This window comes from Nocardia sp. NPDC050793, assembly GCF_040654065.1.
Lineage (GTDB): Bacteria > Actinomycetota > Actinomycetes > Mycobacteriales > Mycobacteriaceae > Nocardia.
In genome coordinates this window covers 299,920-324,959 of the sequence record NZ_JBFAHG010000001.1, presented here as the reverse complement: position 1 = coordinate 324,959, position 25,040 = coordinate 299,920, and the positions used below count along the sequence as shown (strand labels likewise).

General features: G+C 69.9%; 23 protein-coding genes. 16 read left to right on the top strand and 7 right to left on the bottom strand.

The window, feature by feature from the left end:
* Window positions 1–23: 23 nt before the first annotated feature.
* Together AB0H50_RS01350 and AB0H50_RS01345 are read right to left on the bottom strand one after the other, a co-directional pair.
* A complete protein-coding gene (locus tag AB0H50_RS01350; RefSeq protein WP_357444909.1) occupies window positions 24–602 on the bottom strand; it encodes a VanZ family protein in 579 nt (192 codons plus the stop codon).
* Between the two features lie 54 nt (window positions 603–656).
* Window positions 657–2,036 (bottom strand): DUF349 domain-containing protein, encoded by a 1,380-nt coding sequence (locus AB0H50_RS01345; RefSeq protein WP_357444906.1) that lies wholly within the window; start codon window positions 2,034–2,036, stop codon window positions 657–659.
* Window positions 2,037–2,301: 265 nt separating this feature from the next.
* Here AB0H50_RS01345 and AB0H50_RS01340 point away from each other — a divergent pair, with 265 nt between their 5' ends.
* The 8 genes from AB0H50_RS01340 (at window position 2,302) to AB0H50_RS01305 (ending at window position 10,239) form a co-directional block, all read left to right on the top strand.
* Window positions 2,302–3,063 carry a hypothetical protein gene (locus AB0H50_RS01340; RefSeq protein WP_357444903.1) on the top strand — a complete coding sequence of 254 codons (762 nt, stop codon included), beginning with the start codon at window positions 2,302–2,304 and terminating at the stop codon, window positions 3,061–3,063.
* A complete protein-coding gene (gene miaA, locus AB0H50_RS01335; protein WP_357444900.1) occupies window positions 3,060–4,070 on the top strand; it encodes a tRNA (adenosine(37)-N6)-dimethylallyltransferase MiaA in 1,011 nt (336 codons plus the stop codon). Before AB0H50_RS01340 ends, miaA begins: the two co-directional genes overlap by 4 nt.
* Entirely contained in the window at window positions 4,067–4,903 is an 837-nt protein-coding gene (locus AB0H50_RS01330) for a TrmH family RNA methyltransferase (RefSeq protein WP_357444897.1), read from the top strand. Before miaA ends, AB0H50_RS01330 begins: the two co-directional genes overlap by 4 nt.
* 31 nt (window positions 4,904–4,934) lie before the next feature.
* Entirely contained in the window at window positions 4,935–5,816 is an 882-nt protein-coding gene (dapF, locus tag AB0H50_RS01325) for a diaminopimelate epimerase (RefSeq protein ID WP_357447164.1), read from the top strand.
* A gap of 167 nt (window positions 5,817–5,983) precedes the next feature.
* Window positions 5,984–7,420: a GTPase HflX gene (gene hflX, locus AB0H50_RS01320; protein ID WP_357447161.1), complete on the top strand. Its 1,437-nt coding sequence runs from the start codon at window positions 5,984–5,986 to the stop codon at window positions 7,418–7,420.
* A gap of 330 nt (window positions 7,421–7,750) precedes the next feature.
* The gene (locus tag AB0H50_RS01315; RefSeq protein ID WP_357444894.1) at window positions 7,751–8,611 is read left to right on the top strand and encodes a lysophospholipid acyltransferase family protein; all 861 of its coding nucleotides are present in this window, start codon (window positions 7,751–7,753) and stop codon (window positions 8,609–8,611) included.
* Between the two features lie 65 nt (window positions 8,612–8,676).
* A complete protein-coding gene (locus tag AB0H50_RS01310) occupies window positions 8,677–8,889 on the top strand; it encodes a hypothetical protein (protein ID WP_357444891.1) in 213 nt (70 codons plus the stop codon).
* Window positions 8,890–9,093: 204 nt separating this feature from the next.
* Window positions 9,094–10,239, top strand: a complete 1,146-nt coding sequence (locus AB0H50_RS01305; RefSeq protein ID WP_357444887.1) for an acyl-CoA dehydrogenase family protein — start codon at window positions 9,094–9,096, stop codon at window positions 10,237–10,239.
* Window positions 10,240–10,383: 144 nt separating this feature from the next.
* Here the strand turns inward: AB0H50_RS01305 and AB0H50_RS01300 are convergent, their stop codons facing one another.
* Window positions 10,384–11,028, bottom strand: a complete 645-nt coding sequence (locus AB0H50_RS01300) for a histone deacetylase (RefSeq protein WP_357444884.1) — start codon at window positions 11,026–11,028, stop codon at window positions 10,384–10,386.
* 269 nt (window positions 11,029–11,297) lie between these two features.
* Window positions 11,298–12,461, bottom strand: coding sequence for a putative sulfate exporter family transporter (locus AB0H50_RS01295; RefSeq protein ID WP_357444881.1), 1,164 nt, complete (start codon window positions 12,459–12,461; stop codon window positions 11,298–11,300).
* Between the two features lie 117 nt (window positions 12,462–12,578).
* Here AB0H50_RS01295 and AB0H50_RS01290 point away from each other — a divergent pair, with 117 nt between their 5' ends.
* The 3 genes from AB0H50_RS01290 (at window position 12,579) to AB0H50_RS01280 (ending at window position 14,689) form a co-directional block, all read left to right on the top strand.
* Window positions 12,579–13,496, top strand: a complete 918-nt coding sequence (locus AB0H50_RS01290) for a LysR substrate-binding domain-containing protein (RefSeq protein WP_357444878.1) — start codon at window positions 12,579–12,581, stop codon at window positions 13,494–13,496.
* Window positions 13,497–13,650: 154 nt separating this feature from the next.
* A complete protein-coding gene (locus tag AB0H50_RS01285) occupies window positions 13,651–14,460 on the top strand; it encodes a class I SAM-dependent methyltransferase (RefSeq protein WP_357444875.1) in 810 nt (269 codons plus the stop codon).
* Between the two features lie 37 nt (window positions 14,461–14,497).
* A complete protein-coding gene (locus AB0H50_RS01280; protein WP_357447158.1) occupies window positions 14,498–14,689 on the top strand; it encodes a helix-turn-helix domain-containing protein in 192 nt (63 codons plus the stop codon).
* Window positions 14,690–14,708: 19 nt separating this feature from the next.
* Here the strand turns inward: AB0H50_RS01280 and lexA are convergent, their stop codons facing one another.
* Window positions 14,709–15,440, bottom strand: coding sequence for a transcriptional repressor LexA (lexA, locus tag AB0H50_RS01275; RefSeq protein WP_357400551.1), 732 nt, complete (start codon window positions 15,438–15,440; stop codon window positions 14,709–14,711).
* 209 nt (window positions 15,441–15,649) lie between these two features.
* On the opposite strand from lexA, the gene AB0H50_RS01270 reads away from it, so the two are divergent.
* The 3 genes from AB0H50_RS01270 (at window position 15,650) to nrdR (ending at window position 18,146) form a co-directional block, all read left to right on the top strand.
* Complete coding sequence (locus tag AB0H50_RS01270) at window positions 15,650–16,087, top strand: hypothetical protein (RefSeq protein WP_357444872.1); 438 nt, start codon at window positions 15,650–15,652, stop codon at window positions 16,085–16,087.
* 220 nt (window positions 16,088–16,307) lie between these two features.
* Entirely contained in the window at window positions 16,308–17,555 is a 1,248-nt protein-coding gene (locus AB0H50_RS01265; protein WP_357444869.1) for a hypothetical protein, read from the top strand.
* 120 nt (window positions 17,556–17,675) lie between these two features.
* On the top strand, window positions 17,676–18,146 hold the full coding sequence (nrdR, locus tag AB0H50_RS01260; protein WP_068064096.1) for a transcriptional regulator NrdR: 471 nt from the start codon (window positions 17,676–17,678) through the stop codon (window positions 18,144–18,146).
* A gap of 66 nt (window positions 18,147–18,212) precedes the next feature.
* Here nrdR and hrpA read toward each other — a convergent pair whose 3' ends face one another.
* The gene (gene hrpA, locus AB0H50_RS01255; RefSeq protein WP_357444866.1) at window positions 18,213–22,289 is read right to left on the bottom strand and encodes an ATP-dependent RNA helicase HrpA; all 4,077 of its coding nucleotides are present in this window, start codon (window positions 22,287–22,289) and stop codon (window positions 18,213–18,215) included.
* A 139-nt stretch (window positions 22,290–22,428) separates the two neighbouring features.
* Here hrpA and AB0H50_RS01250 point away from each other — a divergent pair, with 139 nt between their 5' ends.
* Together AB0H50_RS01250 and AB0H50_RS01245 are read left to right on the top strand one after the other, a co-directional pair.
* Window positions 22,429–23,067 carry a Pr6Pr family membrane protein gene (locus AB0H50_RS01250; RefSeq protein WP_357444863.1) on the top strand — a complete coding sequence of 213 codons (639 nt, stop codon included), beginning with the start codon at window positions 22,429–22,431 and terminating at the stop codon, window positions 23,065–23,067.
* Between the two features lie 165 nt (window positions 23,068–23,232).
* A complete protein-coding gene (locus tag AB0H50_RS01245) occupies window positions 23,233–24,456 on the top strand; it encodes an aminotransferase class III-fold pyridoxal phosphate-dependent enzyme (RefSeq protein WP_357447155.1) in 1,224 nt (407 codons plus the stop codon).
* Window positions 24,457–24,465: 9 nt separating this feature from the next.
* Here AB0H50_RS01245 and AB0H50_RS01240 read toward each other — a convergent pair whose 3' ends face one another.
* Window positions 24,466–24,960, bottom strand: a complete 495-nt coding sequence (locus AB0H50_RS01240; RefSeq protein ID WP_357444860.1) for a GNAT family N-acetyltransferase — start codon at window positions 24,958–24,960, stop codon at window positions 24,466–24,468.
* Window positions 24,961–25,040: the final 80 nt, after the last annotated feature.

Below are 25,040 nucleotides of genomic sequence, written 5' to 3'. Positions count from 1 at the left end.
GCGTCACCTGGAGCAGGGCAGCGTCAAGCAGCCCAGCCGAAGTGCGCGAGCACGCGCGCGCTGCGTGAGCGACCGGCATCCCGCCGCGCGACATGGATCTGCGCCAGCAGCGCGCCCAAGCCCGCGCCCGCGGCGTTCATCAGCACGTCGTCGACGGAGGACACGCGGCCGAGATCGAACACGTACTGCGCGATTTCCAGCGTCGCCGACACCGCCGCGCCGAGCGCCGTCATCCGCGCGACGCCCGCGAATTGGGGGAAGCGCAGCGGAAGGAAGAACCCCAGCGGCACGAACAGCAGTGTGTTCGCTCCGATTTGGACGACCGCGCTCGACGGTGAATCACTGATCGTCGCCACGAGGTCCCGCAGCGGTACGGCACTGACCGCGCCTTCGGCCGCGACCGGCGTCAGGATCATCCACACCCAGGGCAGTGTTCCCGCGACCAGCCCCACCTCGGCCGCCGTGTATCGCAGCGCCAGCTCCGGAGTCAGCCCGTGGCGCACCCGCCACCGCGTCATCGAGACGATCGCCGCGACCAGCGCGGGCACCGCGCACGCCCACACCATCAGCACGTGGCCCCACGCGTCCCATACCAGTCGCACGGGTCAACGCTACCGACGCGCCGAAAGACGTTGGCCGCCAATCGAAGTCGCGGGTCAGCGGTTGCTGACGGCGCCCTCCGCGGCCTCGGCCCACTCGCGCCACTGCTTGGCCTGCTCGAGCGCCTTCTCGGCGTCGCGCTGCTTGCCCGCCGCCTGAGCCTTGGCCGCCTGCTCCTCGAACTGAGCGACCTTCTCGCGGAACTGAGCAGCGCGCGCCACGGCCTCGGGGTCGGTGCGCCGCCACTGAGCGTCCACCGCGTCGCGGACCCGCTTCTCGATGGAGCGCAGCTTGCCCTCGAGCTCCTGGATGCGTTCCCGCGGCACCTTGCCGATGGCGTCCCATTTGTCCTGTAGCTCGCGCAGCTGCGCCCTGGCGGTGTCCAGTCCGCTCGCCGGGTCGATGTGCTCGTAGGCGTGCAGCAGCTCCTCTTTGGCGGACGCGTTCGCCTCGAACTCGGCGTCGCGTTCGGAGACCGCGGCGTTGCGCGCCGCGAAGAACACGTCCTGTGCGCTCTTGAAGCGCCGCCACAGCGCCTCGTCGGCCTCGCGCGGCGCGCGGCCCGCGGCCTTCCACTCGGCGAGCAGGTCGCGGAAGACGGCGGCGGTGCCGACCCAGTCGGTGGAACCGGACAGTTCCTCGGCGCGCACACACAGCTCTTCCTTGCGCCCCTTGGCGGCGGCCCGCTCGCGGTCGAGTTCGGCGAAGTGCGCGCCGCGGCGGCGGTTGAAGGACTCGCGGGCCTTCGAGTAGCGCTTCCACAGCGCGTCGTCGACCTTGCGGTCGACGCCGCGGATGGACTTCCACTCGTCGAGGATCTCGCGCAGCCGGTCGCCCGCGGCCTTCCACTGGGTGGATTCGGCGGCGATCTGCTCGGCCTCGGCGCAGAGCGCTTCCTTGCGCTCGGTGTGCTCGTGGCGGGCGCGCTCCTTCTCCTCCTTGGCGTGCGCGGCCGCTTCCTCGGAGTGCTCGGTGATCGCCTGTAGCCGCTTGGCCAGCCCGTCGATGTCGCCGATGACGGCGGCGGTGGGCAGCGATTCGGCCAGCGTCAGCGCGGCGGCCTTGGTCTTGCGGGCGTCGGCGCCTGCCGCGAGCCGCGCTTCGAGCAGCGCGACCTCGGTGGCGAGGTCGTCGAAGCGGCGGCCGAAGTGCGCGAGGCCCTCGGCGGCGTCGCCTGCCTGCCAGGATCCGACGATCCGTTCGCCCTCTGCCGTCTTCACCCAGGCGGTGCCGTCTTCGTCGACCCGGCCCCAGCGGCTGGGGTCGGTGACGGTGGGTACGACCACCGCGTGCGGGTGCTGCTGATCGGCCGGGCCCGGCGCGGGCTTGACCGCGTGGGGCTTGGGATGAGTTTTCTGGCCACCGGGCTTCGGGGCACCGGAGGGGCGCGGTGTCGTGCCGGGAGTGGCCTTCGCGGTTCCGTTGCTGTCGGTCATCATTCTCCGTCCCTGCCGCGCGTCACGGCTGCCTGGTTACGCCCTAGCTCATCCCATTGAACCCGGTCCGAGCTCTCGAGACCATTGCTCTACGCTCTCCCCGGAATAGAGCTCCGGGCGGACAACCCGTGGTGACCTGGGTCGTCGCATGTCGACACTATCAATCTCGGGGCCAATTGACGCTACAGACACTCGAAGCCGACCGGCGGGCGTCTCGGTACCACCGTGCACCGGGCCCGCGGGCCGAACAGATACGGTTTAGCGCGTGTTCAGTATTGCGGCCCTGGTCCCGTCGCCGCCGATCCTGGTGCCCGAACTAGGCGGTGGTGCGGCGGTCGGAGCGGGGGCGGATCCGGCCGACCCGCCCGCCGTGCTGCGCGCGGCCGCGCTCGACGCCGCAAGGGAGCTGGCGGCCGTGACGCAGCGGTGGACGGTGCTCGGCGTCGGGGCCGCCGACGGTGAGCTCGGCCCGGAATCCGCGGGAACTTTCTGCGGATTCGGCGCGGACGTGCGGGTGGCGCTCGCCGACGCGCCCGGGTTTGCTCCGGATCCGCGGCTTCCGCTGCCCGCCCTGATCGCCGGATGGTTGCGGGGACGCGTCGCGCCGGACGCCCGCGCCACAGCGCGCCTGATCGCGGCCGATACCGACCCGGCGCGATGCCTGGAACTCGGCGCGGCGCTGCGCGCCGAACTCGACGCCGGCGACGAGCCGCGCGGGGTCCTCGTCGTCGCCGACGGCGCCGCCACCCTGACCGTCAAATCGCCCGGCTATCTCGACGAGCGCGCCGCTCCGCTGCAAGCCGAGCTCGACCGCGCGCTGAGCGCGGGCGACCGGTCGGCCCTGCGCGCGCTCGATCCCGCGCTGTGCGCCGAGCTGGCCCTGTCGGGGCGGGCCGCCTATCAAGTGCTGGGCGGTCTGTTCGCCGCGGATCCGTCGGATCCATCCGTCGAAACCCACTACCGTGACGCGCCTTTCGGAGTTGGCTATCACGTGAGCGTCTGGCGACCGGAAAGGGAGGTGCGATGACAGTGCCGATCGCGGTGGTCGGTCCCACCGCCACCGGCAAGTCCGATCTCGGACTGGATCTCGCGGCCCGCCTCGACGGGGAGATCGTGAACATCGATGCGATGCAGCTCTATCGCGGCATGGACATCGGCACCGCCAAGCTGCCCGTGGCACAACGGCGCGGCATCCCGCACCACCAGCTCGATGTGCTCGCGGTGACCGAGACCGCGAGCGTGGCGACCTACCAGCGGTCGGCTGCCGCCGACGTCGAGGACATCATGGCTCGCGGCCGCACCCCGATCATCGTGGGCGGCTCGATGATGTACGTGCAGGCGCTGCTGGACGAGTGGGAGTTCCCGGCCACCGATCCGGCGGTGCGCGCCCGCTGGGAGCAAGTCCTGGCCGAGCAGGGCGTGGCCGCCGTGCACGCGGCGCTGCGCGCGGCGGATCCGGTCGCGGCCGCCACCATCCTGCCCACCGACGGCCGCCGCATGGTGCGGGCGCTCGAGGTCGTCGAGCTCACCGGGCAGCCGTTCGCGGCCTCGGCGCCCACCATCGGCGCGCCGCGCTGGAACACCGTCATCCTCGGTGTCGACCGCGACACCGCCGAACTGGACGCGCGCATCGAGCGACGCACCGCGCTGATGTTCCAGACCGGGCTGGTCGACGAGGTGCGCGGACTGATCGACCAGGGCCTGCGCGCGGGCGTCACCGCGCGCCGGGCCATCGGCTACGCGCAAGTCCTCGCCTACCTCGACAACGAATACGACCTGAACCACGCCGAGGAACGCACGTTCATCGGCACCCGCCGCTACGTGCGCAGGCAGCGCTCCTGGTTCCGCCGCGATCCCCGGGTGCGCTGGGTGGACGGCGCGGATCCGAACCTGCTCGACTCCGCGCTGCGTGCCGTTGAAAGCTCGGGGGCCATCGAAAGCACTGGTGCGAGCGAAGGCCATGGTGCGACCGAGAGGCCGGGTGCGATCGACAGCGCGGGTTCCATCGACAGCACAGAACGGACCCCTCAGTGACCAGACGTGTCAGCACCCGCAACGCTTCCGTGCAGGTGTGGCAGGCATACCTGAACAATCGCACCAAGCGCCACCGCGACAGCCGGTTCCTGGTGCAGGGCGTGCGCCCGATCACCCAGGCGCTCGCCAACGGGTGGCCGCTGGAGACGCTGCTCTACCGGCTCGGCGCGCCCGACCTCTCCGGCTGGGCGAGGGAGGTGCTCGACAGCACCGACGTTCCGCAGGTCGGCCTGGTGCCGGAGCTGATCGCGGAGCTGGGCGAAAAGACAAGCGGGGTACCGGAATTGGTGGCCGTCGCGATCTCGCGTCAGCCCCAGCTGGCGACCTTCGAGCCTGGCGAACCCGGCGAGGACCCGCCGGTCGTCGTGGTGTTCGACCGGCCGAGCTCGCCGGGCAATCTGGGCACCCTGATCCGGTCGGCGGACGCCTTCGGCGCGTGCGCGGTCATCGTCACCGGGCACGGCGCCGACCAGTACGACCCGCAATCGGTGCGCGCCTCCACCGGCTCGCTGTTCGCGGTCCCCGTCTACCGCGCCGCCGGGCCCGCACAGGTGCTGGAATTGCGCGAGCGGCAGGTCGCGCGCGGCATTCCGACCCGGATCGTTGGCACCGACGAGCACGGCTCGCACGCGGTGTTCGACCACGATTTCACCGAGGCCACCATCGTGGTCATCGGCAACGAGACCAGCGGGATGAGCGCCGCCTGGCAAGACGCGTGCGACGACTTGGTGTCCATCCCGATGGGCGGCACCGCGAGCTCGCTCGGCGCGCCTTCGGCCGCCGCGGTGGCACTGTACGAAATTTCCCGGCAGCGCCGGACGTTTGCCAAATGACGACCATGAGGAGAGCACACGCGTGACGGACATCGAATTCACGAAGGGGCACGGCACCCAGAACGACTTCGTGGTGCTGCCCGACGAGGATGTCCGGCTCGACCTGACTCCGGACCGCGTCGGCGCGCTCTGCGACCGGCAGCGCGGTCTCGGGGCCGACGGCGTGCTGCGCGTCGCGCGGGCCGGTGCGCTGCGGGACGCAGGCGTGCTCGCTGACCTGCCCGAGGGCGTCGGCGCGGACGACTGGTTCATGGACTACCGCAACGCCGACGGCTCCCTGGCCGAGATGTGCGGCAACGGTGTGCGAGTGTTCGCGCACTACCTGGCCGCGACCGGTCGCGAGCCGCGCGCGGAGTACGTGGTGGGCAGCAGGGCGGGCGCCCGGCCGGTCACCGTACACGCGGGCGGTCCGGTCGATGGCGAGGTGACCGTCACGATGGGCCGGGTGAAGGAACTCGGGGAATCGACCGCGACCATCGGGGGTTGGCCTTACCCGGGGATCGGCATCGATGTCGGCAACCCGCATCTGGCTTGCGTCGACTCCGGGCTGTCGGCCGAGGCGCTCGGCAAGCTCGACCTGACCGTCTCGCCCGGCTACGACCCCGACCTCTTCCCGCACGGGGTGAACGTCGAGATCCTGACCCGGCTGGACGCGGACCGCGCGGTCGACATGCGCGTCTACGAGCGTGGCGTCGGCGAAACCCGTTCGTGCGGAACGGGAACCGTGGCGGCGGCCGCGGCGGCGCTGGCCGCCGACGGCTTCCGCATCGCGCAGGACTCCGGCCAGGTCACGGTCCGGGTGCCCGGCGGAGCGGTCACGGTGCGCCTCGAAGGCGGGTCGGCCTGGCTGCGCGGGCCTTCGGTGCTGGTCGCCACCGGCACGCTCGCCGAACGATGGTGGAACGGGCGCTGAGCGCGCTCGGCGATAACGGAATGCGCCCGGTGGTCCCACCGTGGCAGCATGGATGGTGTATGAGGAATTCAGAGACGTATGACATCAATCCGGCCGATGACGATTTCGTCGACTCGGCCGAGGACACCGAGCGCTCCGGTGACGTGGTGGCCGAACATGCCGCCCGGATGAAGCGCAACGGCTGGACGATGGAGCCGACGGTCGGTGAACTGCAGCTGGACGAACGCAGCTCGCTGCGCCGCGTCGCCGGTCTGTCCACCGAACTCGCCGACATCACCGAGGTCGAGTACCGGCAGCTGCGCCTGGAACGGGTGGTGCTGGTCGGCGTGTGGACCTCGGGCTCGGTGGCTCAGGCCGAGGCGAGCATGGCCGAGCTGGCCGCGCTCGCCGAGACCGCCGGTTCGGAGGTGCTCGAGGCGCTGATCCAGCGTCGCGACCGTCCCGACCCGGCCACCTACATCGGTTCCGGCAAGGCCGACGAGCTCCGCTCGGTGGTGCTGGAGACCGGCGCCGACACCGTCATCTGCGACGGTGAACTGACACCGGCCCAGCTGACCGCGCTGGAGAAGGTGGTCAAGGTGAAGGTGATCGACCGGACCGCCCTGATCCTGGACATCTTCGCCCAGCACGCCACCTCCAGCGAGGGCAAGGCGCAGGTCGCCCTGGCCCAGATGGAGTACATGCTGCCGAGGCTGCGTGGCTGGGGTGAGTCGATGTCCCGGCAGGCCGGTGGTCGTGCGGGCAGCAACGGCGGCGTCGGTCTGCGCGGTCCCGGTGAGACCAAGATCGAAACCGACCGCCGCCGCATCCGCGAGCGCATGGCCAAGCTCCGGCGCGAGATCCGCGAGATGAAGACCGCGCGGGAGACGAAGCGGGCGCGGCGGGCGTCCTCGGGTATCCCGCAGGTCGCCATCGTCGGCTACACCAACGCGGGCAAGTCCAGCCTGATGAACGCGCTCACCGGTGCGGGCCTCCTGGTCCAGGACGCGCTGTTCGCCACCCTGGATCCGACCACCCGGCGGGCCGATCTGGACGACGGCCGCGAGGTCGTGTTCACCGACACCGTCGGGTTCGTGCGGCACCTGCCGACCCAGTTGGTCGAAGCGTTCCGCTCGACCCTGGAGGAGGTCACCGGCGCCGATCTGCTGCTGCACGTGGTGGACGGCTCCGACGCGATGCCCGCGGATCAGATCAAGGCCGTGCGCGAGGTGATCACCGACGTGATCAAGGAGCAGGGTTCGGCCGCTCCGCCGGAACTGCTGGTGCTCAACAAGATCGATGCCGTCGCTCCGATGGAGCTGACCAGGCTGCGTGCCCTGCTGCCGGACGCCGAGTTCGTCTCGGCGCGGCAAGGCGAGGGCATCGAAGGCCTGCTCGACCGGCTGGCCGAGGTGCTCGGCGGGCTGGATGTCGAGGTCGGCGTGCTGCTGCCGTATACCCGCGGCGATCTGCTGGCCCGCATCCACGCCGACGGCCGGATCCTGTCCTCCACCCACGAGGAGTCGGGAACCAGGGTCAGGGCGCGAGTGCCGCACGCGTTGGCCGCGGCGCTCTCGGAATACGCCCACGCGGGCGGCGACGGCGCGGCGCCCGACGAAGGGTAGCGCCCGCCGAGGGACGGAAATAGAACCGACCGTCACGTTCGATATCCGCGGATGCGGACGTGGCGTGTCGGTTTCTCGTGTCGCGGTGGTTCGGCTACGCCTCGGACCGCGTTCGGTCGCAAGGGAATTCGACGTCGAATCGCTCGCGGGTCGCCGGTCCGGCGCGGGCTGGTGTTGTGACCGGCCACACAAAACCGCCGCCCATGTTGCAACCTGTTCCAAAGCCTTCGGGTAGGGTGGCCCCCGAAGCCGTATTCGATTGCGGCGCAGGGGACGTGAAATTCCGTACGACGATGTGCTGGGATCCGACATGCGATGGGGTAGCCACCAATGCCTGAATCCTCGCCTACCGCAGCGGTGCTGACCGACGGGGCGCCGCTCGAGGTGCGTCTCGACGAGACCGACATCCGGCTGATCGAAGCCCTGCTCGCGCCGCTGCGAGCCTGGACGAGTCCGCGCTTCTACGGCCTGGACAACATTCCCGCCGACGGCCCGGTGCTGCTCGTCGGCAATCACAACCTGATGGGCGGCATCGACGCCCCGCTGCTCATGCCCGCGGTGCTGCGCCGCCGCGGCAGGCTGATTCGGGGCCTCGCCGAGAACGTGCTCATCGCGGTGCCGGGCTTGCGCCACTTCCTGCACTACTACGGCGCGGTCCGCGGTAACCGGCACAACTGCATGGCGCTGCTCGCGCGGGGCGAGGCGGTCATCGTCTTCCCCGGCGGCGGGCGCGAGGCGGTGCGTCGCAAGAACGAGAAGTACCTGCTCAAGTGGGAGGGGCGCAGCGGGTTCGCGCGCATGGCGATCGAGGCGGGCGCGCCGATCGTGCCGGTCGCGATGATCGGCGTGGACGACGCCTACGACATCGTCTTCGACGGCGACCATCCGGTGATGCGCCCGCTGCGCTGGACGGTCGAGGCGCTCGGCCTCAAGCGCGAGCTCACCCCGCCACTGCTGCGCGGTCTGGGCCCGACACCGATCCCGCGTCCCGAACGGTTCTACTTCTCCGCGGGCGCGCCGATCGATCCGGCGCCGTGGTGCGACGCCGACGACCTCGACACTGCCGCCACCGACCTGCGCGACGTGGTGCGCAAGGCGCTCGAAGAGGAGTTGAAGTTCCTGTTCGCCGAGCGCGACCGCGACGCGGGCCGCACCCTCGTCGGCCGGGTGCGCGGATTGCTTCCTTTCTGAGCGAATACCGCACCGGCATCCCTGGCCGGTGGGATACCCTCGACTGCCCGTATACCCTGCCCGGCGTGGGCGGATGGGTCAATCAGCTCACCATTGGCGGCGCACTCGAGGCAGCATCGAACTACTGCACGTACAACATGCGGGAGCGTCTGACCGAGCTCGGCATACCCGCGACCTTCGATTTCCAGCCGGTCGGCACGCACTCGTGGGGCTATTGGGAGGACGCGCTCGTCGCGTCCTGGCCGGTGCTGGCCAAGGGGCTCGGCCTTCGCTCTTGACTCATTTCAATAGCTGAAAGCTATCGACTCATCCGTGTTCAGGTTTGTCGGGAATCGGTCGGAAAGTGCCCGTGGATGCGTCGCCCATACCAGGTGAAACCACGAATTCTGGACGTGAAGTGAACTGCCATTCGTGATCCGGGTACCGTATTCGGTAACGACGGGTCGGTGTGGACCGCCCGGTGTGGTCACTAGGAGGTTGGTGTGGAGCGCACACTGTTCGAGCCCGAACACGATCTGTTCCGGGAGTCGTTCCGCAAGTTTCTCGATCAGCACGTCGCGCCGAACCACGCGAAGTGGGAAGAGCAGGGCATCGTCGATCGCGCGGTCTGGCTCGAGGCGGGCAAGCAGGGCTTCCTCGGCATGGCCGTCCCGGAGGAGTTCGGCGGCGGCGGAGTGCGCGACTTCCGCTACAACGCGATCGTCACCGAGGAGTGCGTGAAGGGGCAGTACTCCGGCCTCGGCTTCTCGCTGCACAACGACGTCGTCGCGCCGTACCTGCTGGAGCTGGCCAATGACGAGCAGAAGCAGCGGTGGCTGCCCAAGTTCTGTTCCGGCGAGATCATCACCGCCATCGCGATGACCGAGCCCGGCACCGGCTCGGACCTGCAGGGCATCAAGACCCGCGCGGTGCGCGACGGCGACGACTGGATCCTCAACGGCGCCAAGACCTTCATCACCAACGGCATCAACGCCGACATCGTCATCGTGGTCGCCCAGACCGACCCCGAGAAGGGCGCCATGGGCTTCAGCCTGCTGGTGGTCGAGCGCGGCATGGCGGGCTTCGAACGTGGCCGCAACCTGGACAAGCTCGGCCTCAAGGCCCAGGACACCGCCGAGCTCAGCTTCACCGACGTCCGGGTGCCCGGCAAGAACCTGCTCGGCACCGAGGGCATGGGTTTCATCCACCTGATGCACAACCTGCCCCAGGAGCGCATGTCCATCGCCGTCATGGCCGCTGCCGCCATGGAGGCCTCGCTGGACATGACCTGCCAGTACGTGCGCGACCGCAAGGCGTTCGGCAAGCCGATCGGCGCGCAGCAGAACACCCGTTTCGTGCTCGCCGAACTGGCCACCAAGACCACCGCCGTGCGCATCATGGTCGACCGCTTCATCGAGGACCTCAACGCGGGCAAGCTCTCCGCCGAGGACGCCGCCATGGCCAAGTGGTGGACCACCGAGGAACAGCTCGACCTCATCGACCGCTGCCTCCAGCTGCACGGCGGCTACGGCTACATGAAGGAATACCCGATCGCCAAGGCCTACATGGATGCTCGCGTCCAGACCATCTACGGCGGCACCACCGAAATCATGAAGGAGATCATCGGCCGCTCCCTGAACCTGGCCTGATCCTTACCTTTTCGCCTCCGGCCGCACGGGTTTCCGTGCGGCCGGACGCTTTTCGGGGATGGCGAACGACCACGCAGACCATTTCGACGCCCCGCAGGGCTTACAGGCTCTGCGAGGCGTGTGAACCGTTTGCGAGGGTGGGCGTCACTGGGCGGGTAGGGGCGGGGGATCGGTGGTCCGCAGGAGATTGGCGACCGCAGTGGGGGTCCAGCGCAGGTCGGCGCCGGGGCGGGTGGCCAGGTAGGCGGCGGTGCGGGGGAGAGGCCAGCCGTGTGATTCGGTGATGCCCGCCGCCAAATGGCGCAGGTAGGCGGAGGATGGCGGGTTGCCGGGGAGGTCGGTGTAGCGCCAGGGGGCGGTGCAGGTGAGGATGGGGCGGCCATCGAGAGTGCCTGTGCGGACCAGGGTTTCGTAGCGACCGAGGCCGAGCGCGGTGCGGCCGTTGGCGAGCACCTCGGTCAAGTCCAAGTCCTCGCCCGGCGGGCGGTACATCTCCTGGGCGACGATGTCGGAGAACTGCGCGGCCGTCAGCAGGTAGGCGCGGGCGGCGGTCTCTCCCGCGGCGTCCGGCGCGTAGAAGCCGCGGCCGCCGGTCCAGGTGAGCGATTCGGTAGCGAAGTAGAGCAGGCCGGGCAGCGTGAGCGGCCGGGACTGCCGCGGCGCGGAATGGTCGCGGCACCCGGGAAGTTCGATCGCGCCGCCCTCGGGTCGGCCGCCCTCGAGATAACAGTGCAGGCGGCGGTGATGCATGTTGGAGCCGTAGGCGGCGTACCACACGAGGCACGTCACCCCGCCATTGTCCCTCGTTCCGGCGAGCGTCGCCCGGACGGCAACGGTCGGCGCACATGCGTCAGTCGGCCACGGCTCGTCACGCCGAATACTCAGAGCCAGCCGGTGAGTTGCCGCAAAGCCAAGCGCGACACCGCGAGTACGAGATCGAGGGCTCCATCATGGGGCGGATACCCGCCGCGCGCACCCGCTGCCACGAGAGTGACGTCCCGATCGCCGCCAGCACCGCGGAACCAGCGCGGCACGGCGCAGCCTCGTCGCTTGAAAGCTCAGAGCCACCCGGTGGCCTGCTGCAAGGCCAGGCACGACACCGCGAGCACCAGTCCGAGGGCCCCGCCGAAGACCAGCGGCCGAACACCTGCGGTGCGCACCCGTTGCCACGACAGCGACGTCCCGATCGCCGCCAGCACCGCTGCGATCAGCCATGCGCTCACCGCGCCCAGCGGCCTGGACCACGATTCGGGCACCAGCCCGAACCCGGCGATCACCGAAGCCGCCACGAAGAGCACCACGAACAGGGGTACCACCTGCCACGCCGAGCGGCGGTCGTCGATCTCGGCGTCGGGCTGCCGCGCGCCCCGTTGCCCGCTGTCGGGTTTGCCGTGGTCGTGTCGCCTAGCGTCGGGTTGTCCAATGCCGCGTTGCCCGCTGTCGGGTTTCCTGTCGTCGTGCCACTCAGCGTCGTGTCGCCCAGCGTTGCGTTGGCCAGCGCCGAAATTCCGAGCGCCGCGCCGCCCCAGATGCAGGCCCACGCACATCGGCACGATCAGCAAGCTGCGCACCAATTTCACGATCACCGCGAACTGCGCCGCCGCGGGCCCGAAGATCGCGCCCGCCGCCAGCACCGAGGAGGTGTCGTTGATCGCCGTGCCCGCCCACAGCCCGAATGCCTCCTCGGACATGCCGAGCAGCCGACCCAGCGGCGGAAAGGTCAGCACGGCAAGGACATTGAAGACGAATATGGTGCCGAGCGCGTAGGCGACCCGTTCCCGGTCCGGCTTGATGACCGCGGTCGCCGCCGCGATGGCGGATGCGCCGCAGATCGTCGTCCCTACCGCGACCAGCGTCGCCGACTCTCGATCGAGCGCCAGCAGCCTGCCGACCACGACCGCGGCGACCGCGCCCGCCACCACCGTGCCGACCAGCACTACCGACGTCTGCCTGCCCACGCTCAGCACCGCGCCGAACGGCAGTCCCAACCCGAGCAGCACGATGGCGAGTCCGAGCACGCGCTGTCTGGTCACCGACAGTCCGGGGCCGAACACGCCGTCCTCGTCGACGGCCCTCCTGCCCGCGAGGCCGACCAGCGCACCGACGGCCAGCGCGAACACCGGCGCTCCGACGACGGGCACGGCCCGGCCGATCAGCGTCGCGACGGTGGCGAGCCCGGCGACCAGCGCGAGCCCGGGTAGATGGCGAGGGGAGCAGAACACGCTTTCAGCCTCGCGCCACGGACGTCACCCAGGTAGAGAGCGCTTTCGGACGACCTCATAAGATCCGCTTATGTCAGCCCATCGTGCCCAGGGTCGCCAGGACCGAAATCCGCGCCCATGACGCTGCCACCGGGAACGCCCGATCTGGACGTACTCGACCTGCTCGTGTCCGTCGCCGAACTCGGCAGCCTCGGTGCCGCCGCCCGCCGCCACGGCATCAGCCAGCCCGCCGCCAGTATGCGCATCAGCGCGCTGGAACGCAGGCTGCACCTGCGGCTGCTCGACCGCGGGCCGACCGGTTCGGCCTTGACCGAGGCGGGCCGGGCGGTGGTCGACCACGCGCGCCCGGTGCTCGAGGCGGCTCGCTCGTTCGGCGCAGCGGTGTCCGCCCTGCGCGCGGGCAGCGTCCCCCGATTGCGCGTCGCTGCCTCCAAAACCATTGCCGACCATCGGATTCCGCAGTGGTTGCAGGCACTGCGCGCTGTCCACCCCGAAGTGGCGGTCGCCTTGGAGGTGGCCAACAGCAGTCAGGTGCTGGAGCTGGTCCGCCGCGAGGCCGCCGACATCGGGTTCGTCGAGGGTCCGCACCCGCCCCCGGACCTCGGCAGCCGGGTGCTCGGCGCGGACGAACTCGTGGTCGTGGTCGCTCCCACCCATCCGTGGGCGCGCCGCCGCGGGCCGGTGCCGCTGCGCGAGCTGGCCGCCACCGCGCTGCTGTGGCGGGAATCGGGATCGGGGACCCGCGACGCCGTCTGGGAGGTGCTCAGCGCCCATGGCGAGCCCGCCAGACCGGCCGCGGAACTGGGCTCGGCGGCCACGATCATCGCTGCCGCGCGGACGGCCCTCGCGCCCGCGGTGCTCAGCAGATTGATCGCCGCGCCCGAGCTCGAGCGCGGGACGCTCGTCGAGGTTCCTGTGGCCGATGCCACCGCGTTGACCAGGCAGTTCCGTGCGATCTGGCGCCCGCGTTTTCCGCCCGCCGGTCCGGCGAAGCTGCTGGCCGAGATCGCCGAACGCACCGAATCGTTCGACTGAGTCGGGAGCCGCCGACGGGTGCCCGGAGGAGAATCGAAGCCGTTGCGCGGGCAGTGGTCCTGAGTTAGGTTGTCCTTAGCTCTTATTGAATATCGATTTCATTACTGCGGCCGGGTGCGGGGTCACGCCGGCCGACCGAGTGAGAGGACGAACCATGGGCGCCGACGTCGAACTCGACGGTATCCCGCTGACCATGCTCTGGACCCTGCACAACCGGGCCAGCGAGTCCAAACGGCCCGACGCGATCCTGCGCGATCCCGCCTGCGAGCGGATCTACGACGCGATCGCCTTCGACTACGAGCGGGCCTTCGGCAAGCCGGACGGCACGCACGCGGTGCGGTCCAAGAAGTTCGACGCGGTGCTGCGGCCCTGGCTCGCGGCGCACCCCGGCGGCACGGTGGTGGAACTCGCGGCCGGGCTCGAGACGCAGTTCCAGCGCTGCGACGACGGGCGGGTGCGATGGCTGTGCGTGGACGTGCCGGACGCGATCGCGGTGCGCGAACGATTCCTGCCGCCCAGCGAGCGGTGCAGGCACCTGCCCGTGAGCGCGCTGGACACCGCCTGGCTGGCCGAGGTGGATCCGTCGCGCGGCGTATTCGTCACGGCGCAAGGGCTTTTCATGTACTTCGAGCCGGAGCAGGTGCGGCAGCTGTGCTCGGCGATCCTTGACCGATTTCCCGGCGTCGAGCTGATGTTCGACACCATCCCGCCCTGGTTCTCCCGCAAGACGATGCGCGGCTTCCGCAAGACGCCGCACTACGAGGCGCCGCCGATGCCGTGGGGCGTCCGGCGCAGCGACCTCGCGGCCCTGGTGCGCTCGTGGAGCCGGAAGGTGACGGAGGTGACGGTCTCGTCGTACAGTCCGGCGCACGGTCCGCTGCCCGCCACGCTCCCGCTGTTCGAGCGGGTGCCGGTGCTGCGCGACATCCCGCCCGCGATCGCCCACGTGCGCACCGCGGCGTAGCGTCGCTGCCCTTCCCTCCGAAGGGAATTCGCGAGTACTGCTCGGCCGCACGCGCATGACCATCGAACAGATCGCCACCCGGTTCGGCTACACCGAATCGGCCTCGTTCATCCGCGCCTTCCGCCGCTGGGGCGGTTGCCCGCCGCGGGAATTCCGTTCCCGCGGCGGGCATTCCGGGCAACCGCTCGAGCGCGCCTCCGTCCTCGCTCGCGCCGTGCGCGGGCGGTAGCCGGACGTCGCCGAGCCCGCTAGATCTTGCGGATCACCGTCACGACCTTGCCGAGGATGCGGGCGTCGTTACCCGGAATCGGCTCGAACAGCGGGTTGTGCGGCATCAGCCAGACGTCCTTGCCGCTGCGCTTGAAGGTCTTCACCGTGGCCTCGCCCTCGATCATCGCGGCCACGATGTCGCCGTTGTCGGCGACGTTCTGCTGACGGACGACCACCCAGTCGCCGTCGCAGATGGCGGCGTCGACCATCGACTGACCGACGACCTTCAGCAGGAACAGCGAACCGTCGCCGACGAGTTCGCGCGGCAGCGGGAACACGTCCTCCACGGCCTGCTCGGCGAGGATCGGCCCACCGGCGGCGATCCGGCCCAGTACCGGAACGAAAGTCGGGGTCGGACGGTTCGGATCGATCGCGGCCGATTCGGCGTCCTCGAGCGCGGCGCCGGGCAGGCTGGTCACCGCGCGCACCGCCTCGTCGAGCCCGCGGACGTCGACCGCGCGGGGGCGGTTGGGGTCGCGGCGTAAATAGCCCTTGCGCTCCAGTGCTCGGAGCTGATGGGCGACCGACGAGGTAGAGGTCAATCCGACCGCGTCGCCGATCTCGCGGATGCTCGGCGGGTAGCCGCGCTCGCTCACCGAGGTTCGGATGACCTCCAGCACCTTGCGCTGACGCACGGTGAGATCTGCCCCGGTCGGCGACGGGTCGCCGCCGACTCCGCTCTCGTCGCCCGTGTCGTCTGTGTGGCTCACCGCAACCGCCCTTCTCGTCGTTGATGTCGCCTCTCGAATTTAGTCCGCTACTGCCGAGGTTTCAAACATCTGTTCGACGCATGTCGGGCGTTTCGTGCTGACTTCGGCGGCGGCGCGTGGTAGAAATTCGAACATCAGTTCTTCGAACATGTGATCGAAAGCGACTCTCTTCGAGCCATCCCGCCTGCATCCACATGGAGGTCTGTCCGATGAACACAGCGACCCGCGAAATCCGCGCCACCGCGTCCGCTCCGGAAATGCAAGACACCGTCGATGATCTGGGCTTCGACTCCGCTCCGCGGGTGCGCCGCGGCGGACCGCGCGCCGTGGCCGCGCCGGGTCGTGAAGTGGCGGATCGCCGTCCGCGCGTGAGCAGGCCGGGTGGCGCCGCCGACCTGTACCGGCGCGGTCGCGTGCGCACGCCCGCGGCCCGGCGTCCGCGCGGGGTGCATCCGGTGCCGACCGTGGAGCAGGCGCAGCTGGGGTTCGCGGTGCTCGCGGTCGCGGCGCTGCTGAGCGCGCTCGTGGTCGCCGGGCTGCTGGGATTGGCGCACTGGCGCGCGGGCGCCGTCGTCGGTCCCGATTCCTCGACCTCGATTCCCGCGGAGATCGAACAGCGGCCGGTCTACGGTAATCAGCCGCGCTGATTCGCTGGGCTCGCATTGGCCGGCGGCTGGGCTCGCCGGTTCGCCAGGGGCCGAGCAGGTTTCGCGGGTGGTTCTCGCATTCCTTCGTGTGGGGACGATGCGGCAAGTCGGCCATTCGGCGTGGCCGAAAATCTCGATCGGCAACTAGAACGCGTTGCTACTGTGCTGAAAACGTGACCCAGGCAACATTTTTGCCTCGAACGATTTCGGGACTCATGCAATGACGCAGCGATTCACCGCAGGCGGCGCGCTCCGTGCCTTCGCCGGGCTGTTCTTCTGTTTCCTCTTGGGGCTCGGCGCGATTCCCGTCGCCGGCGCCGCTCCGGCCTACCTCGACTATCTCGATCTGCCGTCGGTCAACGGCGACGGTGAGCGCGGCGGCGGACTCAATCCCGCGCTGCCGCTGGACGAACCGACCCTGCGCGCGGCGCTGGACCAGGCGCGATCCGACGGCATCGCGCCGGAACGCTATGCGACGCTGCTGCATCAGTACTGGCTAGTGGTGGCCACCGGCAACGCCGCGATCGATCTGGCGGGCTGGGATCCGAGCCGCGGCGCACGAGCCAACGAGCGAACCTTCAATCAGGTTTATGTCAACTACCTGCGGCTCACCACGACATACCCGGAGTTCTACTGGGCCGGTCTGGCGGGGATCGCGGGCGGCTCGTTCGCTTCGGGTTTCTTCGACATGAGCGACGTCGGCGTCGTGCTCGACGTGCCGGGCGTCCATCAGCTCGGCAACACCGTCGCCGACCTGCTGCGCGGGACCCCCGAAGAACTGATCGGCGAACTGCCCGCCGACATCGGGCTGCTGGCCACCCAGGGCGCGCGCCTGTCCGCCGAGGACGTCGCCTGGTACCAGACCCGGCTGATGATCATGCAGAAGCACATCTTCACCGACCTCGTTCCGATGCACGAAGCCTTTGCCGCGCTCGGCATGCCGGGCATCGAGGAGATGTACGCCGCGGGCATCATCGACGCGGACATCCGCGCCGCGTGGCAGTCGATCACGACGGGCACCCGCGACGGCTACATCGACGCGCTGATCCGGATGACCGACCGGGAGCAGAACCACATCGTCGCCGACCAGTGGGACGTCACCGCCGCGGGCCGCGACGGCATGGGGCGGGTGCTCACCTATGTCAGCACCATCGCGGGCAAACCCGCGGTGCCCGGTGTTCGCGCTCCGGGCGTCTTCGCCCCGGCCACCGTGCGTACCGGTCTCGGCGGACAGCAGGTCGCGCTGCGCACCGCGCTGCCCGCCTTCAACTGGGCCGACCGGGAAGACCGCTGGACCTACATCATGGGCGACCTGGTGCCGCGCCATATCGACATGGAGACCGACACGGTGCTCGCGGCGGCAGTGCTCGGCGAGTCGTTCTGGCACAAACTCGCCCGCGGCAGGCTGGTCCCGCGCCTGCCCGAACTGCTCGCCGACCTGACCTCACGCTGGCAGCTCGCCGAGTGATGCTGCCCGCCGGGCGAAACGCCCGGTGACTACCCGGGTATCCTCGAAGAGCTATGGAGGTATACGGCGTGTCAATGCGGGTATACCTCGTGCCGGGTCCATCGACGAAGGATCTCTCGGATGCATTGCCCGTACTGCCGACACCCTGACTCCCGGGTGGTCGACTCGCGCGAGGCCGAGGAAGGCGCGGCCATCCGCCGTCGACGTTCGTGCCCGAACTGTGGGCGGCGTTTCACCACGGTCGAGACCGCCATCCTGTCCGTGGTCAAGCGCAGCGGCGTCACTGAACCGTTCAGCCGGGAGAAGGTCATCCGTGGCGTGCGCCGCGCCTGCCAGGGCCGCGAGGTCGACGACGACGCCCTGAACCTGCTGGCCCAGCAGGTCGAGGACGCCGTGCGCGCGACGGGTTCGCCGGAGGTGCCGAGTCACGAGGTCGGCCTCGCCATCCTCGGTCCGCTGCGCGACCTCGACGAGGTCGCCTATCTGCGCTTCGCCTCGGTCTACCGGTCCTTCACCTCCGCCGAGGATTTCGAACGCGAGATCCAGCAGATGCGCGAGGCACGCGCCGCGGCGGGCGTCGCCGCGGACTGACCCGGGTGCGTCCGAGCCCGCCGGAACGTCCGGCGGGCTCGTTGGTCCGTGCGCGGTGCCGTTCACTCACCGGCGGATGGCGGCGATGGCTTTCTCGATCCGCTTGGTGGACACCGGATACGGCGTGCCGAGCTTCTGAGCGAACAGGCTCACCCGGAATTCCTCGATCATCCACCAGATTTCGACGACGTCGGGCGCTTGCTTGCGCCCTTCGGGCAGTGCGGCGAGCAAGCGGTCGTACGCGGCGAGGACGCGGTCGAGCTCGGCCATGCCCTGCCGATCGCGGACGGCGGAACCGGGCAGGGACTCGAGCCGGACCAGCACGGCGCGCAGGTAGCGAGGAAGCTCCCGCAGTCGGGCACTGCCCCATTCGGAGACGAAGCCGGGGAAGACCAGATCGTCGAGCTGGTGCCGGACATCCTCGGCGATGTCGCGCTCAGTGACGCTACCCAGCACCGAGGTCACCCGGTGCGCTTCGGCCAGCACCGGCACCACCAGGCGGACGATGCGGGCGACCTCGGTGGCCAGCCTGGGACGGATCGCGGCGACGAGCGCCTCGAAGCGGTCGGGGCTGTGCACCGGACCGCCCGCCGCCGCGATCAGCTCGTCGGCGGCCGCGGCCCGGCAGTCCTCGACCAAACCCTCCAGCGAACCGGACGGATTCTGGCTCAGCGCAAGGCGATCCGTGGGCGAAAGGCCCGAGGTGACGGTGCGCGCCGAGGTCGGTATCGCGTGCAGCACCAGAGTGCGGGTGCCTGCCCGCATCGCGGCGGCCTGCTCGGCGGGGGAGCTGAGGACGCGCACCGCGACGCCCTCGCCCTCGGGCACCAGCGCCGGATAACCGGTCACGGTCTGCCCGGCGACCTGGCGGCGCACCGTCGGTTCGACGGTGCCGAGTGACTCCGAGGTCCACACCGTGGCCGCGGCGCGCTCGGCGCCCGCGGTCGCCCGCGCCACCGATGCCGACACCTGTTCGGTGAGTTGGGTCTTCAGCGCGGTGAGGCTCTTGCCCTTCGCGAGTACCCGGCCCCCGGCGTCGACCGCGGCGAAGGTCATGCGCAGATGCTCGGGCAGCGCGGCGGGGTCGAAGTCGTTCGGTGTGATGGTCACCGAGCCGAGCCGGGACAACTCCCTGGCCAGGCCGGTGCGCAGCGGCTCGGCGCGTGGGGTGAGCGCGCCCAGCGCGGCGGCGGCGAAGTCCGGGGCCGGAACGACGCTGCGCCGCAACGTCTTCGGCAGCGTCTTGATCAGCGCCGTCGCCAGCTCTTCGCGCATGCCGGGCACCAGCCAGTCGAAGCCGACGGCGCGCACGTGCGCCAGCTGCTCGACCGGGATGCGCGCGGTGACGCCGTCGTCCTCTTGACCCGGCTCGAACTGGTAGGTCAGCGGGAAGCTCAGCTCGCCCTGGCGCCAAGCGTCCGGGAAGTCCGTTGGATCCAAGGCCGCCGCGTTCGCGTTGACCACGGTGGACTTCGAGAAGTCCAGCAGCGCGGGATCTTTCCGCTTCGCCGTGCGCCACCAGCTGTCGAAGTGGCGCGCCGAGACGACCTCGGCGGGGACTCGCTGGTCGTAGAACTCGAACAGCACCTCGTCGTCGACCAGGATGTCGCGGCGGCGCGCCCGGTGCTCGAGATCGGCCACGTCGTCGAGCAGTTCCCGGTTGCGGTGGAAGAACTCGTGTTTCGTCTGCCACTCGCCCTGCACCAGCGCGTGCCGCAAGAACAGCTCGCGAGACACCTCGGGATCGATCCGGCCGTAGTCCACGGGGCGGCTCGTCACCAGCGGCACGCCGTAGAGCGTGACGCGCTCGTAGGCGCGCGCCGCGCCGCGTTTGGCCGACCAGTGCGGTTCGGAGTAGGTGCGCTTCACCAGATCGCCCGCGAGCCGCTCGGCCCACTCGGGTTCCACCCGGGCCGCGATCCGACCGAACAAGCGAGACGTCTCCACGAGTTCGGCGGCCATCACCCAGCGCGGCGGCTTCTTGGCCAGCGACGAGCCGGGGAAGATCATGAACTTGGCGCCGCGCGCGCCGAGGAACTCCCTGCTCTCCGCCTCGCGCACGCCGATGTGCGAGAGCATGCCCGCCAGCAGCGACTGGTGGATCGCGGTGGAATCCCACGGTAGGCCGTCGTTGTCCGGTGCGACGACGGGGACCTCCGAGGGCTTGTCCGTTCCCCGGCCGCCGCGCCGCCTGCCGGAACGGTTCGACGCGGGGGAGCCGTCGCGACCGGCGGGCGCGGATTCCGTTGTCGCACGGGCAGGTTGCGAGCCGCGGCCGTCGGCCGACCAGCCGAGACTCTTGGTGATCGTGCGCAGCTGCCCGTGCAGGTCCTGCCACTCCCTGATCCGCAGGTAGTGCAGGAACTCCTCGCGGCACATCCGCCGGAACTGATTGGACGACAACGATTTGCGCTGCTCGGTGAGATAGTCCCAGAGCCGCAGGTAGGCCAGGAAATCCGAGCCTTCGACGACGAACCGCGCGTGCTTGGCGTCGGCGGCCTGCTGGAACTCGGCGGGCCGCTCGCGGACGTCCTGGATGGACAGCGCCGCGACGATGATCAACACTTCGGTCAGGCAGCCGTTGCCGTTGGCCTGCACCAGCATGCGCGCCATGCGCGGATCGACCGGCAACTGGGCCATCTCGCGGCCGACCGGGGTCAGCGCCAGCGCGGCATCGGGGCTCGCCGCGCCGCGTGCCAGCGCGCCCAGCTCCTCCAGCAGCGCGATGCCGTCGCGGATCGCGCGTTTGTCCGGCGCCTCCACGAACGGGAAGTTCTCGATATCGCCCAGCCCGAGCGCGGTCATCTGCAGGATGACGGCGGCCAGGTTGGTGCGCAGGATCTCCGGTTCGGTGAAGGCGGGCCGGGATTCGAAATCGTCCTCGGCGTACAGCCGGATCGCGATGCCGTCGGCGACGCGGCCGCAGCGTCCGGAGCGCTGCCGGGCCGACGCCTGGGAGACCGGTTCGATCGGCAGCCGCTGCACCTTGGTGCGCATCGAATAGCGGGAGATGCGCGCGGTGCCGGGGTCGATCACGTAGCGGATGCCGGGCACGGTCAGCGAGGTCTCCGCGACGTTGGTGGCCAGCACCACGCGGCGGCCGGTGTGCGACTGGAAGACCCGGTGCTGCTCGGCGGCTGACAACCGCGCGTACAGCGGCAGGATCTCGGTGCGTGGCAGTTTCAGGTCGCGCAGTGCGTCGGCGGTGTCGCGGATCTCGCGTTCGCCGGAGAGGAAGACCAGCACGTCGCCGTCGCCCGCGGCGAACAGCTCGCGCACCGCGTCACCGATGGCGTCGACCGGGTCGCGGTCCACCACGCGGGTGTCCTCGTCGTCCTCGTCGGCGGCGGGCAGCTCGAGACTCAGCGGCCGGTACCTGATCTCGACCGGATAGGACCGGCCGGACACCTCGACAATCGGTGCGGGCGTGCCCTTTTCGTCGGCGAAATGCCGGGCGAACAGCTCCGGATCGATGGTCGCCGAGGTGATGATCACCTTCAGGTCGGGCCGGCGCGGCAGCAGCTGCTTGAGGTACCCGAGCAGGAAGTCGATGTTGAGGCTGCGCTCGTGCGCCTCGTCGATGATGATCGTGTCGTAGCGGCGCAGCAGCCGATCGCGCTGGATCTCGGCGAGCAGAATGCCGTCGGTCATCAGCTTGACCAGGGTGCGCTCGGAGGCCTGGTCGGTGAACCGCACCGTGTAGCCGATCACGTCGCCGAGCTCGGTGCCCAGCTCCTCGGCGATGCGTTCGGCGACGGTGCGCGCGGCCAGCCTGCGTGGCTGGGTGTGGCCGATGGCGCCGCGGATGCCGCGACCGAGCTCCAGGCAGATCTTCGGGATCTGGGTCGTCTTGCCGGAGCCGGTCTCGCCCGCGACGATCACCACCTGGTTGTCGGCGATGGCCTTCGCGATGTCGGCGCGCCGGATGGTGACGGGCAGCTGCTCGGGATAGCGGATCCGGGGCACCGCCGCGCGGCGCGCTTCCACGCGTAGTTCGGCGGCGGCGATGTCGGCGGCGATCTCGTCGAGCTCCGTGTCGCGTGCCCGGTCCAGCCGACGCCGCAGCCGGTACTCGTCGCGGAGGGAGAGATTCGCCAGGCGGGTGCGGAGCGCGCGGGTTCCGGTGTCAGCTGTCCTGGTCATTGCGTCGTCCAGCCTACCGGGCCGGGCATCACGGCCCGCCGCTGCCGGGCCGCCGCGGCGCTCACTGCCGTTAGCTGAACGTATGCCAGCGGCGGTGATTCGGCCGGTCGAGCGCCGTACGATGTGCGAGGATCGGCCCATGGACGCGGGCTCGGGCACGTCGTGGGTGGTCAGAGGACTTCGTGTTGCCTTCGGTGTACTCGGCATCGTGGCGCTGGCCTGGATCCCGCTGCGCAATCTGGATGTGGACACCTTCTCCATCGCGAACTACTTCAGCTACTTCACCATCCAGTCGAATGTGTTCGGCGTGCTCGTGCTGCTGATCGGCGGCCTGCGGGACCCGGTGTCGCGCCGCTGGCAGGTGCTTCGCGGCGCCGCGACGCTCTACCTGTTGATCACCGGCGTGGTGTACGCCGTGCTGCTGGCGAATATCGACGTGATGCTCACCGACAAGTTGCTCAACGACATCCTGCACCGCATCCTGCCGATCGTGCTGGTGCTGGACTGGATCCTGGTGCCGGTCAGCCTGGGCGTCACCGGCGGGCTCATCGCGGGCTGGCTGATCTATCCCGCGGCCTACGGCATCTACACCCTCACGCGGGGGCCGATCGTGGACTGGTACCCGTATCCCTTCCTCGACCCCACCGGCCAAGGATATGTCTCGCTGATCATCGGATTGATCGTCCTGACCGGGGTGTTCGCGCTGCTTGCGGTATCCGTCGCCGCTCTCGGCGGGCTCGCCGAGCGGTGGCGTGAACCCGGCAAGGTGGTGACATGAGCGAACGCAGTGAGCGAATCGTGTGCCAGTGCGCTTCGCGCATGCCGGAGCCGAGCGTCAGCGAGGTGCAGGCATGAGCGAACGCAGTGAGCGAATCATGTGCCAGTGCGCTTCGCGCATGCCGGAGCCGAGCGCCAGCGAGGTGCAGGCATGAGCGAACGCGGCATGAGCGCGTTGTGGCACGGCTTCGCCGATATGGGCGCCGTCGAACGGGACGGCGCGTTCGTGATCGCTCGTGGTGAGGGCGCTTACGTCTACGACGAGGCGGGCGCCCGGTATCTCGACGCCACGGCCGGGTTGTGGTTCGCCAATATCGGGCACGGGCGCGCCGAGATGGCCGACGCGGTCGCCGGCCAGTTGCGCACCATCGCGCACTACTCCAACTTCGGCGACCTGGCCGAACCCGCCACCAGGGAACTCGCCGAGCGGCTCGCGGCGATCGCCCCGGTATCCGGCAGCAAGATCTTCTTCACCTCCGGCGGCTCCGACGCGATCGACACCGCGGCCAAGCTGGCCAGGCGCTACTGGCACGAACTGGGCAGGCCGGAGAAGACGATCGTGGTGGGCAGGGAGCGCGCCTATCACGGAATGCACGTCGCGGGAACGGCTTTGGCGGGGCTGCCGCTCAACCGTGCCGGCTACGGCGAACTCATGCCCGACGCGCGCATCATCGCGTGGGACGACGCGAAAGCGCTGCTCGCCCTCGTCGACGAGGTCGGCGCCGAACACATCGCCGCTTTCTTCTGCGAGCCGATCATCGGCGCCGGCGGGGTGTACCTGCCGCCGCAGGGCTATCTGAGCGAGGTGCGCCGCATTTGCCGCGAGCACGACATCCTGTTCGTCGTCGACGAGGTGGTCACCGGATTCGGGCGCATCGGCGGAAGCTGGTTCGCCTCGACCCGATTCGATCTGCGACCCGACATCATGACCACCGCCAAGGGGCTCACCAGCGGCTATCAACCGATGGGCGCGGTGTTCGCCGCGCCACATGTGGCCGAGCCGTTCTTCGTCGGGGGCGTCTGGTGGCGGCACGGCTACACCTACGGCGGGCACGCCGCCGCGGCCGTCGCCGGGCTGGTCAACCTCGACATCATCGAGCGCGAGAATCTGCTCGCCGAGGCCGCCCGGCTGGAGAGCGCCCTGCACGAGAAGCTGGCGTCGCTGGCGGCGCATCCGCGGGTGGCCGAGGTGCGCAGCGGACTCGGCGCGGTGGCCGCGGTGCAGCTGGCCGAACCGTCCGAAGCGCTGTCTTTCGTCAAAGAGCTGCGTGCCCAAGGGGTTTCGAGCCGAGTCGTGGGCCAGGGAGCCATGCAGGTCTCGCCGGCCTTCGTGATGACCGACGCCCAGGTCGACGAGCTGGTGGCGGCGTTCGCCCGAGCGCTGGGCTGACGCGCAGGTTCACAGCGCCAATGTCATGAAAACGCTGTGCGGGTCGTCGGTGTATTCGCCGAAGGGTGGACAGACCTGGAAGCCGTGCCGCGCGTAAAGACGTTGGGCGGGAAGGTAATAGGGTGCGGCGCCGGTCTCCAAGCTGAGCCTGCGGTAGCCGCGGGCGCGTGCTTCGCCGACGATGTGCCGCAGCAGTGCCGCCGCGACGCCGCGGCCGGTGTGCTCGGCCGCGGTGCGCATGGATTTGATCTCGCCGTGGCCGGCGTCGAGCCGTTTGAGCGCCCCGCAACCCAGCAGCTCGGCACCCTCGCGCACGCTCCAGAAGGTGATGCCGGGCCTGCGGAGCTCGGTGAGGTCGAGCGCGTGCATGCTGCCCGCGGGGGAGTTGGCGTGCATCTCGGCCAAATGGGCGGCCAGCAGATCGACGATGTCGGGGCCGGTGAGGTCGTCGATGGCGATGCGCAAGCCGGTGCGCGACGGCGGTTCCTCGGTGCGACTCGACATGGCGTCCATCATGGTCGCGAGCCGAGCCCTCGACGGGACTGTGTGAGACACCTTACTGTGAGGACACCCGCCCTCATATC

Bases quoted from the DNA above. Each gene is read 5' to 3' on its own strand.
- AB0H50_RS01250 (WP_357444863.1), top strand. From the start codon at position 22,429: ATGGACGCGGGCTCGGGCACGTCGTGGGTGGTCAGAGGACTTCGTGTT.
- miaA (WP_357444900.1), top strand. From the start codon at position 3,060: ATGACAGTGCCGATCGCGGTGGTCGGTCCCACCGCCACCGGCAAGTCC.
- AB0H50_RS01265 (WP_357444869.1), top strand. From the start codon at position 16,308: ATGACGCAGCGATTCACCGCAGGCGGCGCGCTCCGTGCCTTCGCCGGG.
- hrpA (WP_357444866.1), bottom strand. From the start codon at position 22,289: ATGACCAGGACAGCTGACACCGGAACCCGCGCGCTCCGCACCCGCCTG.
- AB0H50_RS01245 (WP_357447155.1), top strand. From the start codon at position 23,233: ATGAGCGCGTTGTGGCACGGCTTCGCCGATATGGGCGCCGTCGAACGG.
- AB0H50_RS01240 (WP_357444860.1), bottom strand. From the start codon at position 24,960: ATGTCGAGTCGCACCGAGGAACCGCCGTCGCGCACCGGCTTGCGCATC.
- AB0H50_RS01285 (WP_357444875.1), top strand. From the start codon at position 13,651: ATGGGCGCCGACGTCGAACTCGACGGTATCCCGCTGACCATGCTCTGG.
- AB0H50_RS01345 (WP_357444906.1), bottom strand. From the start codon at position 2,036: ATGACCGACAGCAACGGAACCGCGAAGGCCACTCCCGGCACGACACCG.
- hflX (WP_357447161.1), top strand. From the start codon at position 5,984: ATGAAGCGCAACGGCTGGACGATGGAGCCGACGGTCGGTGAACTGCAG.
- AB0H50_RS01270 (WP_357444872.1), top strand. From the start codon at position 15,650: ATGAACACAGCGACCCGCGAAATCCGCGCCACCGCGTCCGCTCCGGAA.
- nrdR (WP_068064096.1), top strand. From the start codon at position 17,676: ATGCATTGCCCGTACTGCCGACACCCTGACTCCCGGGTGGTCGACTCG.
- AB0H50_RS01290 (WP_357444878.1), top strand. From the start codon at position 12,579: ATGACGCTGCCACCGGGAACGCCCGATCTGGACGTACTCGACCTGCTC.
- AB0H50_RS01315 (WP_357444894.1), top strand. From the start codon at position 7,751: ATGCCTGAATCCTCGCCTACCGCAGCGGTGCTGACCGACGGGGCGCCG.